This is a genomic window from Anaerococcus sp. AGMB09787 (assembly GCF_022808955.1).
GTDB lineage: Bacteria > Bacillota > Clostridia > Tissierellales > Peptoniphilaceae > Anaerococcus.
In genome coordinates this window covers 1-11,976 of record NZ_JAKZEY010000031.1, presented here as the reverse complement: position 1 = coordinate 11,976, position 11,976 = coordinate 1, and the positions used below count along the sequence as shown (strand labels likewise).

General features: G+C 35.0%; 9 protein-coding genes. All 9 read left to right on the top strand.

The window, feature by feature from the left end; genetic code table 11:
• Positions 1 to 822: 822 nt before the first annotated feature.
• Positions 823 to 1,602 carry a gamma-glutamyl-gamma-aminobutyrate hydrolase family protein gene (locus tag MUN42_RS06920; protein WP_243343895.1) on the top strand — a complete coding sequence of 260 codons (780 nt, stop codon included), beginning with the start codon at positions 823 to 825 and terminating at the stop codon, positions 1,600 to 1,602.
• Position 1,603: 1 nt separating this feature from the next.
• Complete coding sequence (locus MUN42_RS06915) at positions 1,604 to 2,245, top strand: Maf family protein (RefSeq protein WP_243343894.1); 642 nt, start codon at positions 1,604 to 1,606, stop codon at positions 2,243 to 2,245.
• Positions 2,242 to 2,940, top strand: coding sequence for a YjjG family noncanonical pyrimidine nucleotidase (locus MUN42_RS06910; protein WP_243343893.1), 699 nt, complete (start codon positions 2,242 to 2,244; stop codon positions 2,938 to 2,940). The genes MUN42_RS06915 and MUN42_RS06910 overlap by 4 nt, the downstream gene beginning before the upstream one ends.
• Positions 2,933 to 4,171 (top strand): peptidase T, encoded by a 1,239-nt coding sequence (pepT, locus tag MUN42_RS06905; protein WP_243343892.1) that lies wholly within the window; start codon positions 2,933 to 2,935, stop codon positions 4,169 to 4,171. The genes MUN42_RS06910 and pepT overlap by 8 nt, the downstream gene beginning before the upstream one ends.
• Before the next feature lie 178 nt (positions 4,172 to 4,349).
• Positions 4,350 to 5,675: a magnesium transporter gene (gene mgtE / locus MUN42_RS06900; RefSeq protein ID WP_243343890.1), complete on the top strand. Its 1,326-nt coding sequence runs from the start codon at positions 4,350 to 4,352 to the stop codon at positions 5,673 to 5,675.
• A 409-nt stretch (positions 5,676 to 6,084) separates the two neighbouring features.
• A complete protein-coding gene (nifJ, locus tag MUN42_RS06895) occupies positions 6,085 to 9,618 on the top strand; it encodes a pyruvate:ferredoxin (flavodoxin) oxidoreductase (RefSeq protein WP_243343888.1) in 3,534 nt (1,177 codons plus the stop codon).
• A 9-nt stretch (positions 9,619 to 9,627) separates the two neighbouring features.
• On the top strand, positions 9,628 to 10,833 hold the full coding sequence (gene ilvA / locus MUN42_RS06890) for a threonine ammonia-lyase (protein ID WP_243343887.1): 1,206 nt from the start codon (positions 9,628 to 9,630) through the stop codon (positions 10,831 to 10,833).
• A gap of 197 nt (positions 10,834 to 11,030) precedes the next feature.
• The gene (locus MUN42_RS06885; protein WP_243343886.1) at positions 11,031 to 11,378 is read left to right on the top strand and encodes an arsenate reductase family protein; all 348 of its coding nucleotides are present in this window, start codon (positions 11,031 to 11,033) and stop codon (positions 11,376 to 11,378) included.
• Positions 11,378 to 11,863, top strand: a complete 486-nt coding sequence (locus MUN42_RS06880) for a GAF domain-containing protein (RefSeq protein WP_243343885.1) — start codon at positions 11,378 to 11,380, stop codon at positions 11,861 to 11,863. The genes MUN42_RS06885 and MUN42_RS06880 overlap by 1 nt, the downstream gene beginning before the upstream one ends.
• Positions 11,864 to 11,976: the final 113 nt, after the last annotated feature.

Genomic DNA, 11,976 nt, shown 5'->3' with positions numbered 1-11,976 from the left:
GCGTTTAATAGGCGCAATCCTCATTGATATCAATGAGGATTGGATCACATCTTCTAAATTGTATATTAAAATGAAATAGTAAATATTGTACTAGATTAATTTACACAATATTATGGACTTGACTAAATACCCTTGTTAACAATTTTGAATATAACAAAAGACTTAAAAAATAAATAAAAAAGCAGACGACTTTTAATCGTCCACCTTTGATAGGTCTATAAAACCATTATCCTCATAATATCTCTCGAGGTCATCTCCTTCTAGGTCTAGGATTTTTAAATCAGATAGTTCATAGGGTGCATTGTATATTCTTTGTTATCCTTTGATAGGTACAGGGTGGATTGATTTTATATCAGTAAGATACCAAGCGTACGTTCCCCTCATATCTACATCATCATCATCTATACAAGCATCAATTCTATTTTTCTAAGAAATGGTCTACAATTTGATGTTTTTGATATGGCGAGTTCATTCCCGAATATGGCAATATCTTTAAGAGCTGTTTTAATTTAGTCCTCAACAGTAGAACAAATCAATATATATCATCAGTAATCATGTTTCTAAGACATTGTTTAAATTGTCTTTTCTTTGTAGGCAATAAACATAGCATAATGTGCATAAATACTTAAAGCTTTTATAATAATATAATACTTAGATTATAAATAATAACAAGAGAAAGGACTTATATGCTACCATATAGAAATGCGTAGCATTATTAATATTAAGATTATAATAATTGAATACCTTTTAGCTAATATTGATCTTTCTTATACTCTACTAAGGTCATATATGTTATAATTAAGAAAAAGGCAAGGAGGAATTATGATGAGGTTCGTATCGAAGGTGTTAAAACTTGTAGTGGCAGTATCTGTCCTTGTTATCGGAGGAATTTTTATTCATGAAAAGTTTTTTGAGAATATTCCTATAGCTATAGTTCATGATAACCAGTGGGTTAATGATGTCGAATATGCTATTTACAATAATAGGGGAGGCATAGTTAATATCAATATAGATGAAAATTCAAAAGACCAGGTAGAAAGGGCTATAAGTTTTGCTAAGGGTGTAATTATTGCAGGTGGAGATGATTTTGATCCAAGCCTTTATGGGTCAGATAACACAGAAGATGTCGAAGACTTTGATAGGGAAATTGACGAAAAAGAACTAGATATTTTGGATACAGCTATCAAACAAGGTAAACCTATATTAGGTATTTGTAGGGGCATGCAACTTATAAATATTTATTATGGGGGTAGCTTGTATGAAGATATAAAAAAGCAATACAGTAACGAAGTTAACCATAGGAACGACGATAAGACTTTTGCCTACCACAATGTCCATATAGAAGATGGTACGAAACTTGATAAGATAGTGAGAGATGCTGATATTGAAGTCAATTCCTACCACCATGAGGGCATAAAAGAACTTGGAGATGGCTTGGTGGTAGCAGCTAGGAGTGATGATGGTCTAGTTGAGGCAATAGAAGATCCAAACTATCCCTTTTTATTAGGACTCCAACGGCACGTTGAATCATCTGATGGGGATAATACTTACAATGAAAAGATTATAAAAGAATTTATTAAGGCTGCTAGGGAAAGTAAATAAGATGAAATTTGTGAAAGAATACGAAAGGATTGGAAAGCTAGATCGAGATATAAAAAACATTATTCTCATGAGTAAGTCGCCTAGGCGAAGAGATCTCTTATCCTTCCTCAATCCTCAAATTAAAATAAATCCTATAGATGAGAGGAAAATTGAAAATAAATTTATGGAAGTCTACAAGACCGATGATTTTTTAACTAGGGTCTCCAAGACCTGCTGTGAAATAGCGAAGGCAAAATCAAATATAAGTCTAGATGAGGATAGCTTATACATATCAGCTGATACAATAGTACTTATAGATGATAAGATTTATGGAAAGCCAAAGACCTTGGAAGAAGCTCGACTTATGTTTATGTCATATTTTGGAAGGGTCCACCATGTGGTAACTAGTGTTTGCCTTAGGTCAAGAACATATTTAGATGTTTTCTATTCCTTAGCAGCGGTCAAATTTGTAGATTATTATAAGGACCTTGATCCTTTAGTTGATTCATATATAAGAGAAGAAAATATAATGGATAAGGCAGGAGCCTACGGTATCCAGGACCTGGATAATAGATTTATTGAGTATATTATGGGTGATTATAATACCATTATTGGTCTACCTGTTAGCGAAATTAGTAGAAGAATATTTGGAGTAATTAATTGATTAAATATATATTGTGGGACATAGATGGAACCTTGTTAAATTTTGACCTAGCTGAAACTAGGGCTATTAGAAAGTGCTTCGACCTCTATGGGCTTGGAGAGCTTTCAGATAGGGCATTGCAAGATTACAAAAAGATAAATAAGTTCTTGTGGGAAAAATTAGAAGAAGATAAGATTACTAGAACTGAGGTTTTGGAAGGAAGGTTCAAAAAACTTTTTGATAAATATAGCTACCAGGTAGACGATATTCCTGCCTTTAATATAGTTTACCAAAAGGCACTAGGTCAAACTTATGTCCTTAATGAAAATGCTAGGGAAACCATAGAAAATTTAGGAGATAAGTATGCGCAATATGGAGTAACCAATGGCTCTATTATAGCCCAAGAAGGAAAGCTTAAGGGAGCTAAATTAGATAAGTACCTAAGGGATGTTTTTATATCAGAGAGGATAGGTTATGAAAAACCTGCCAGGGAATTTTTTGATTATGTATTTGATAGAGTTGGATCTGCAAATCCAGATGACTACATTATTGTAGGAGATTCTTTAACTTCTGATATAAGGGGAGGTAACCTTGCAGGTATGAAGACTATTTGGTACAACCCAGCTTCTCTTATAAATGAACTAGGGTTTAAGGTAGATTATGAAGTAACAGATCTTATAGATATAGTAGATATTTTAGAGGAAAACAATGAATGAAGAGGCTTTAAAAAATACTTTAGTCGATAATTTTTTTAGGTATCTAGCAATACCATCCCAGTCCAAGGAAGAAAGTACCAAAATTCCTTCATCTGAGGGCCAAGAAAAACTTGCAAGGCTCTTAGCAGAAGACCTTCAAAAGTTGGGCCTTGTTGACATAGCAATAAATGATTATGGGGTCCTACAGGCGAAGTTTCCTAAAAATTCAGACTATACCCAAGCTCTTGGCTGGGTCTGCCACCTCGATACTGTTGATGTTGGGCTTTCTGATGAAATCCATCCGCATGTAATTAAAAACTACCAAGGGGGTAATATTACCCTAAATAGAGAAGAAAATATTAATTTGACTCCTGACGAAAATCCTGAAATTTTAAAATATATTGGCGATGACATAATTGTAACTGATGGAAAAAGTGTACTAGGAGCTGACAATAAGGCAGCTATTGCAAATGTAATGACTGCAATAAGTTACCTTAATGAAAATAAAAATATAGACCATGGTGACATTTACCTTGCCTTTGTCCCAGATGAAGAGATAGGGCTTAGGGGGTCTAGGAAGATTAATTTTGATGACTTTAATGTAGATTTCGCCTATACTATAGATTGCTGTGAACTAGGAGAGCTAGTCTATGAAACTTTCAATGCGGCAAGTGCAAGTATAATTATAGAAGGAGTCAGCGCCCACCCAATGTCAGCCAAAAACATACTGGTTAATCCTATTATGATAGCCAATGACTTTATAAACCTTTTAAATAAGTCAGAGACTCCAGAGCATACCGAGGGTAAAGAAGGCTATATATGGGTAACTGACATAGAATCTGACGTACTAACCTGTAAAATCCATTTGAATATAAGGGATCATAGCAGGGAAAAGTACGACCAAAAGAAAGTTTTCCTAATTCATGCTATAGACCTCTTACAAAATCAAAACCCCAAGGCAAAAATATCTATAGAAATCGAAGATATCTACTCTAATATCCTTGATAGTGTAAATGATGCCAATAAAGTAGCCATAGATAAGTTGTTTAAATCCTTCACAAAACTTGGAATAAAGCCAAAGATAATTCCTATGAGAGGTGGAACAGATGGGTCCTACCTATCGACTCGAGGTATCCTTACACCGAATTACTTTACAGGAGCTCATAACTTCCATTCAAACAAGGAGTTTTTGCCTATAAATTCTTTATATAAGTCACTTCTTGTAACAATAGATCTAATGACCAATGATTAATTTTACAAAACTTATGTGAAAATTTTACATTTATGGTATATTATTTTAGTAATATAGAGTTAATTAATAGGAGGAATTATGGAAAACGGAGGGCCCGATTGTAGGCTTGAATTTAAAAATAGCTAAATGGGGTTACTTCTTACCTCACTTAGCTTAAAAAGTTAAAGGAGGTTATATAATGACTCAAAAAAATTATAATGTAGACAACCTCAACAAGATCCAAGAATATATCAATAGAATGGATCCCGTTGATATAGCTGATAAGCTTGAAATTTTACCAGAAAAAGACGTAGCAATTTGGATTAAACTCTTAAATAAGGATCTTTTGGCAGATGCATTTACAGAACTTAGAACTGAGAATAAGATAAGGGTTGTAAATATCCTATCTGATGAAAATATAAAGGACTTGGTGAGGGAGTTGGATGAGGATGAGCTTGTAGATACCTTGCAAGAGCTTCCTGCCAATATAACCAAAAAACTTATGACTGTTCATATAGATAAGGATAGGAGAAAGATTGTAAATGAGCTTTTAGGTTATCCTGAAGAATCTGTCGGATCTATAATGACAGTTAATTTTTTGTCAGTAAAGGAGTCTTCTACACCAAAGGCTGCTATGAATAAGGTAATGAGCTCAGAACTAGATGCTGAAAAACTTGAACAAATCTGGTTAACAGATCAATCCTTGGTTCTAATGGGCTTTGTTTATATAGCTGACTTAATTAGGTATCAAGATAAGACCTTGAAAGAATTATCCCATAGCATTACATCAAGTGTTAGTCCTACTGACGATCAAGAAGTTGTCGCCAAGTTATCTATCAAATATGATTTAGGAGAAGTTCCAGTTGTAGATAGTGAAAATCGTCTAATAGGTATAGTACCGGCAGAAGATGTAATTGACGTAGTCCATGAAGAGATGCAAGAGGATATGTCTAACATTACAGGAATTTCTGAACAAGCTGAGTCTTACCTAGATGAGCCTAGTTTCAAGATAGCAAGAACTAGGACAACTTGGCTTATAATCTGCTTACTAACAGCTACTATGACAGGTTTTATCATTCATAGGTATGAGTCCTTACTAGCATCTTATGTGGCTTTGACAGCCTATATACCAATGCTGATGGACTCAGGTGGTAACGCAGGTAGTCAAGCTTCAACTACAGTAATTAGATCCTTGTATGCAGGAGAAATATCCTTCAAAGACTTCTTGAAGGTTGTCTTAAAGGAAGGATCCATAGGGATTATAGCAGGGGTTATCCTCGTAATTATAAACTTTATAAGACTTATTGTCTTAGATCACGCAGAACTAGGTGTTAACCTAACAGTTTCAATTACCTTGGTTCTAACAATTATTTTTTCAAAGGTAATGGGAGGAATCTTACCCCTAATAGCTGATAAGTTTCATCTTGACCCTACAGTTATGGCAGGTCCTTTAATAACAACTATAGTAGATACCCTAGTACTTTTAATATATTTTGAAGTAGCTAGCCTATTACTTGGTATATAGAAATTTCCCTGTCCTAAGGATTACTTAGGATGGGGTTTTAAATTATTCTAAAATGTATTCCTAAATCTTATAAAGTATATATCTATTTTTTTCGACATGTAAATAAGTAATATTTCTATATCAAATTTTAGAACTAGCATATTTATTAAAAATTTCCTTATAGGTTGAATTATTTTATCTAAATTATTCAAGGCAAATCCTACAAGAAATAAGTAATTTACTGGTATAAATAAATATAGTAACCTCATTGACATGAAAACGTATATTTGATATTATAATAATGTAGGAAATTTAGAGAATTATCCTAGGAATAATTATAGGATTTGTGAGGGATTTTGATTTTAAATACCAAGTTTGTCGGTCTTTATGATCAATTTCGTTTTACTATAAAATTATGTAAGGAGAATATATGATTAAGAGAAGTAAAAAAACCATGGATGGTAATACAGCTGCAGCTCACGTATCTTATGCTTTTAGTGAAGTTGCTGCAATTTATCCTATAACACCATCTTCACCAATGCCTGAATTTGTAGACAAATGGGCAGCTAATGGAAGATTAAACTTATTTGGTAATCCTGTTTCAGTAACTGAAATGCAACATGAGGGAGGAGCAGCAGGTGCAGTACACGGATCTTTGGTAGCGGGAGCATTAACTACTACATACACTGCTAGTCAAGGACTCTTACTGATGATTCCTGATATGTATAAGATAGCGGGAGAAAGACTACCTGCAGTATTCCACGTAGCAGCTCGTTCATTATCAACATCAGCTATTAATATGTATGGTGACCACCAAGACGTTATGGCTGCTAGAGCAACAGGCTTTGCCTTCCTAGCTTCAGGATCAGTTCAAGAAATTATGGATCTTACTCCTGTAGCTCACTTAAGTGCAATCAAGGCTAGAATTCCATTCGTTAATTTCTTTGATGGATTTAGAACAAGTCACGAAATCCAAAAAATCGAGGTTTGGGATTATGACCAATTCGAAGACCTAGTTGATTGGAAGGCTATAGACGACTTTAAAAATGACTCGCTAAATCCAAATAGACCTACAATGCGTGGTGTATTTGAAAAGAGTGGATACTTCCAAAGGGCTGAAGCACAAAACAAAGCTTACAACGGACTGCCTGGTATAGTTTTAGACTACATGAACAAAATCAACGAAAAGATCGGTACAAATTATTCACTATTTAACTACGAGGGCGCAGAAGATGCAACAGATGTAGTTGTAGCTATGGGATCTTTGACTGATACTGTACAAGAAACTGTTAATGCCCTAGTTAAAGAAGGAAAAAAAGTTGGACTTGTTAAAGTTCATTTATTTAGACCATTCTCAGTTGAACACTTACTAGAAGCTATCCCTGAAACTTGTCAAAGAATAGCAGTTCTAGATAGGACAAAGGAAAAGGGAGCAGCAGGAGAACCTCTATACCTAGATGTACTTCAAGCCTTCCAAGATACTGATAGAAATCCATTAATTATCGCTGGTAGATATGGACTAGGACAAAAGGATACAAGACCTGCTCACATCAAGGCTGTTTTCGATAACTTAGCTAGTGAAAATCCTAAGAACCACTTCACAGTTGGTATTAATGATGATGTTACCCACACATCAATTGAAACAGACAATGACTTCGTAATCTCTGATGGCCAAACAACTCGTTGCATCTTCTGGGGTAACGGTGGAGATGGTACTGTAGGTGCTAATAAAAATGCCATCAAGATTATAGGTGATAATACAGAATTGTATGCCCAAGGATATTTTGACTACGATGCCAAGAAATCTAATGGTTTGACTATGTCTCACTTGAGATTCTCACCAAACCCAATCCACTCAGCATACTTCATAGATGAGGCTGACTTTGTTTCATGTTCACCACAAGCTTATGTAAGACAATATGACTTAGTAAGTAACCTCAAAAGAGGTGGTATTTTCTTGCTAAACACAATTTGGTCAGAAGATGAGCTAGAAAGCCACATTCCAAATAAATTATTAAGAGAAATTGCTCAAAAAGAAATCAAATTCTATACGGTAAATGCATCTAAGATTGCTCAAGAAGTAGGCCTAGGCAATAGGACAAACATGGTTATCCAAACAGCCTTCTTTATCCTATCAAAGGTACTTCCTATAGATGAAGCTATCAAGTATCTAAAAGACTCTATCGAAAAATCTTACGGTATGAAGGGTCAAGATGTTGTTGATATGAACAATAGGGCAGTAGATAGAGCAAGTGAAGAATTAACAGAAATAACTGTTAAGGAAGAATGGAAGAACCTACCTGATGATGAAGAAACTAATGATCCAAATGAACCAGACTTCATCAAGAATATGGTAAGACCAATTATTAACCTAAAAGAAGATGACCTTCCAGTTTCAACCTACCTACCTTATGATGATGGACAATATAGCACAGAAACATCAAGATATGAAAAACGTGGTATAGCTCTATTTGTTCCAGAATGGAAGATAGATAATTGTATCCAATGTAACCAATGTTCATTTGTATGTCCTCACGCTTGTATCAGACCATTCTTGTTAGATGAAGACCAAAGAACAAATGCTCCAGAAGGCTTTGAAACAAAGAAGGCTACAGGTAAGGGACTTGAGGAATATGAATTTAGAATGCAAGTTTCTCCATATGACTGCATGGGTTGTGGTAACTGTGTAGACGTATGTCCAGCTCCAAACAAGGCACTAGAGATGAAACCTATCGAAGAAGAGATAGAAAAAGAAGCAGACAACTGGGTATTTGCAGATAGCAAAGTTGGATATAGGACAAATGAAATTCCAGCTAATAATGTTAAGAATTCTCAATTTAGCCAACCACTCCTAGAATTCTCAGGTGCTTGTGCTGGTTGTGGTGAAACACCTTATGCAAGATTGATCACTCAACTTTATGGTGACCACCAAATAATAGCAAACGCTACAGGTTGTTCATCAATCTGGGGATCATCAGTTCCATCAATGCCATATTGTAAGAATGCTAATGGAGAAGGACCTGCTTGGGGATCATCTCTATTCGAAGATGCTGCAGAATATGGCTATGGTATGCTCCTTGCAACAAAATCTAATAGGTATTTATTAGAAACCCTAATGAAGAAATTCATCAGACTAAAAGTTCAAAGCCCATTAAATGAATTATTTACATCATGGATGGAAAATAACGATGAGTATGAAGAAAGCAAAAAACTATCAATCGAGATTGCATCTCTATTAGACAATAATACAGACAATGAAGAAGCTAATAAGATTCTTGAAAGAATAAGAACCCTAAAAGACTACTTAGTTAAAAAATCTATTTGGATCTATGGTGGTGACGGTTGGGCTTATGATATAGGCTTCTCAGGACTAGACCACATCCTAGCTAGTGGTGAAGATATAAATGTAATAGTATTCGATACAGAAGTTTACTCAAATACTGGTGGACAATCATCTAAATCTACTCCTCTTGCAGCAGTAGCTAAATTTGCAGCAAGTGGTAAGAAGGTTCGTAAAAAAGACCTTGGTCTAATGATGACAAGCTATGGATACATCTACGTAGCTCAAGTAGCTATGGGGGCTAACCAAGCTCAAACATTAAAGGCTATAAAAGAAGCAGAAAGCTATAAGGGACCATCTCTAATCATAGCTTATGCTCCATGTATTAACCACGGTATCAAGGCAGGAATGGGTAGAACTCAAAGAAGAGAAAAAGAAGCTGTAGCAAGTGGTTACTGGCACCTATGGAGATACAATCCATTACTAGCAAAAGAAGGCAAGAATCCATTTGTACTAGATTCTAAGGACCCTGATGCATCCTTCCAAGAATTCCTCCAAGGAGAAGTTCGTTATGCATCACTAAAGAAGGCCTTCCCAGAAACAGCAGACGAGCTATACCAAGAAGCAGAAGCTGCTGCAAAAGATAGGTTAGAATCATACAAGAAATTAGCAAATCAAGAGTAAGAGAAGAATATGGAATTGAATTTAGATAGTATAAAAGAAGCTAGATCTATACTTGAGGGAAACATAGAAAAAACTCCAATATATACAGCATCAAGGATGAATGATAATTTGTATATAAAAATGGAGAACCTTCAAAAAACTGGATCATTTAAATTAAGAGGTGCTTTCAACAAAATAGCACATCTAACAGAAGAAGAAGCAAAAAGGGGAGTAATATCATGCTCAGCTGGTAACCATGCCCAAGGTGTTGCTCTATCTGCTACAAAACAAGGGATCAAATCTTATATTTGCATCCCTTCAGTAGCACCCCTATCTAAAATAGAGGCAACTAGAGGTTACGGTGGAGAAGTTATAATAGTAGATGGTACTTTCGATGACGCTCAAAAAAGAGCCTTTGAACTCGAAAAAGAAAGAAACTTAACCTATGTAGCTCCTTTTGATGATGAATATGTTATAGCTGGTCAAGGAACAATTGGTCTTGAAATACTTGAACAACTCCCTGATGTAAAATATATAGTTGTCCCAATAGGTGGTGGTGGACTAATTTCTGGTATAGCACTCGCTGTAAAGTCTATTAAACCTGATGTTAAAATTATAGGTGTAGAACCAGAAAGTGCTGCTTCTATGTATGAATCAAGGAAAGCTGGCAAACTAGTTACCCTTGATAGTGTAAAGACTATGGCTGATGGTATTGCAGTAAAGAGACCTGGTAACATTACCTTTGACCTAGTTGAGAAATATGTAGATGATATAGTTACAGTATCAGAAGATGAAATAACTAACGCGATACTTAGACTCCTAGAAGAGTCCAAGGTAGCTTCAGAGGGTGCAGGAGCATCATCTATAGCTGCTGTATTACATGGTAAGTATGATTTTTCAGATGGAAAGGTATGTGCAGTCCTATCTGGTGGAAATATCAACATTAACACTATTTCTCAAATAATCAACCAAGGCCTATTTAAAACTGGTAGACTTGCTGAGATTACAACAATAATTTCAGATAATCCTGGTGAACTTATAAGACTTCTTACAATAATCAAAGACTTAGGTGCCAATATTATGGCAATAGACCAATTCAAGTCATCTGAAACAGTTGGATTTGACCATGCTGTTGTAAGAATTATAGCAGAGACCTATAATGAAGATCATAGGAAAGAGCTCTATAAGACCTTGGCAGATAAGGGTTATCAAGAAATCCACGGTAAGAATTTTTAATACTAAGTAAGTAATTATTTATCCGGTGTATCCTATGCATCGGATAATTTTTTGTCATCAATTAAAGATAAAATTCGACCCCTTATATGCGGTATTTCCTTGTAAATACCAGCACAAAGGGTTAAATATATATCATAATTCATATAAAGAGATTATATGAACTTTACTCTTAAAAGATAATTAAATAAGGAGTCTATATGAAATTAATCTGTTATAAAAATTGTACAACATGTAAAAAGGTCGAAAAAACCTTAGATGATAAAAATATCGCCTATGATTTAAGGGATATCAAGGATGAAAATCCTACTAAGGAAGAATTAAAAGAATGGCATGAAAAATCAGGACTTGATATAAAGAGGTTCTTTAATACTTCAGGTAAGATTTATAGGGAATTAAATCTAAAAGATAAACTCAATGATATGAGTCTTGAGGAAAAATATGACCTCCTATCAACCGATGGTATGCTTGTTAAAAGACCTATATTATTCATAGAAGATGAAATTTATGTAGGCCCAGATGCAAAAAAATATGTAGAGAGCCTATAATGACTTTTGAACTAAAGGGAATTTCCAAGCTTGGTGATAAGCAAAGGCTAGATGAGCTAATCTCCTATGTCAAAATTCAATTAGATGATGAAGATGATAGCCTAGCCTTGATGGCAAATATATCAGCCTTCATAATGGCTATCCTAAAAGATCTAAATTGGGCAGGCTTTTACCTAGTAGGTAAGGATGATCTCGTTCTAGGACCCTTCCAGGGCCTTCCTGCCTGCACTAGACTTGCCTTTGACAAGGGAGTAGTGGCCAAGGCCTATAGGTCTAATGAAATAGTTAAGGTAGACAATGTCCATGATTTTGAGGGCCATATAGCTTGCGATTCTAATTCTATGTCAGAGCTAGTTGTCCCAATAAAAACTAATGGCAAAATAGTTTGTCTTATTGATTTAGATTCTCCAATAGAAGATAGATTTACAGACATAGAAGTCGAAGGATTTAAAAAAATAGCTAAACTTCTGAATGATAGATTGTAGGTAGCCCCTAATAAGGGGCTCAGACTGTAGACAAAGTAGATGAAAAACATAACTTCATCTACTTTTTCTATGCGATAAACGTTTAAATCAAGCCGTTTGTGGGTATAAATATT